Annotated in this window: 1 protein-coding gene; it reads left to right on the top strand. The window is 30.4% G+C overall.

What is annotated here, in order from left to right; translation table 11 throughout:
- Nucleotides 1-457: 457 nt before the first annotated feature.
- Nucleotides 458-1,078, top strand: coding sequence for a tetratricopeptide repeat protein (locus H7T92_RS10330; protein WP_201037715.1), 621 nt, complete (start codon nt 458-460; stop codon nt 1,076-1,078).
- Nucleotides 1,079-1,320: the final 242 nt, after the last annotated feature.

The raw sequence follows: 1,320 nt of genomic DNA, 5'->3' as shown, positions 1-1,320 counted from the left end.
ACCTCTTCTAAAATAGGATATATTTTACAATCGTTAAAGGATTTCAAAATGAAACAGATTGATTTATTTTGCTTTTTGTAGGCTTTAAATTTATTCCAGATGTTGATACTATTTATCATAACGCTTGACTCCGCTTTCAAACGTGAGTACAATAATATTGAGGACAAGATGGTTAATCTCTTTTATTTAGGAGGTGTCAGATATGCAAATCTATTTTGTTTATTCTATTTTCTATCTATTATTACTAGTAGTATCACTTGTAGTTCTCGCTTATCTTATTAAGTTACTCATTGCTCGTTTAAAAAGAAACTAATTAACATTTTGCCCAAATAGTAGTTATTTGGCCTTTTTGCTACACTTTAGCTTATTGGATTAAATCTATAAAGGTTGTGTTTAGCATATTCTTGTAGAGTGATTTTATTTTATGAAGGTTGTTTATAGTTGAAGGGGGAAATAGATGGTCTCTAAAATTGATACAGCTTGGGATTTGTTTCTGGAGGGAAAAACATCAGAAGCTAAACAGTTGGTTGAACAAGATTTTTCCATTGATACCTGTACAGATTTTAGCCTTTTAAATCTGATGGGGTATTTATTATTGGCAGAAAAAGACTATGCCTCGTGTATCCGTATCTTTGAGAAATACATTTTATTAGCTCAACAAAATGAAGATAAAGAACATGAACACATTGGATTACATCAATTAGCGATGATCTACAGGGATCAGGGTGATTTTCATAAGGCTTTAAAACTCATTGAATATGAAGAGGAGATAATTGAAGAGCGTTTCCCCAATGATAATCTAAAGAAAGCTGTGAATAACTACGAACAAGGCTATTTGAGATTAAAATTAAACAATTTTAATGAAGCTCTTACATTCATGAATCTGTCATTGGAACAATCTTTAGAGACTGATGATGTGATTTCTCAGGCTTGTAGCTATAGAGGGTTAGGTGAAATCTATTTAGCCTTGAAAGATACGGAATTATCCAACAGACATTTCAAACGAGCTATAGAACTTTTCGAAAGTGTTGGAGAGTTTGAAGGGATAAACGAAATTGAGGAATTGATTAATCGATGATTTTGCATTTAGATTTTGTCATTAGTTTGCTAAAATAAAAAGTTTTAATATGCTATAAATCATGTATTTGATTAGGGAAGATAAGATGAGAGGTTGTACTAGAGATGAAATCTCTATTTATTTTAATTATTTACACACCTTATTTCTTTTATTTAAAATGGAAGGATAAGCCTAAACAAAAAAATAAGTCCTTTTGCTATCTTTATAAGTTTTACATGATTTACTTGTGGTTTATCCTCATA

Origin of the sequence: Streptococcus parasanguinis (assembly GCF_016648855.1) — a bacterium.
GTDB lineage: Bacteria > Bacillota > Bacilli > Lactobacillales > Streptococcaceae > Streptococcus > Streptococcus parasanguinis_L.
Note: the sequence above shows the minus strand (reverse complement) of the source record. Positions and strands in the feature narration are given on the sequence as shown.

Coding starts and splice junctions, on each gene's coding strand:
- H7T92_RS10330 (WP_201037715.1), top strand. CDS start 458: ATGGTCTCTAAAATTGATACAGCTTGGGATTTGTTTCTGGAGGGAAAA.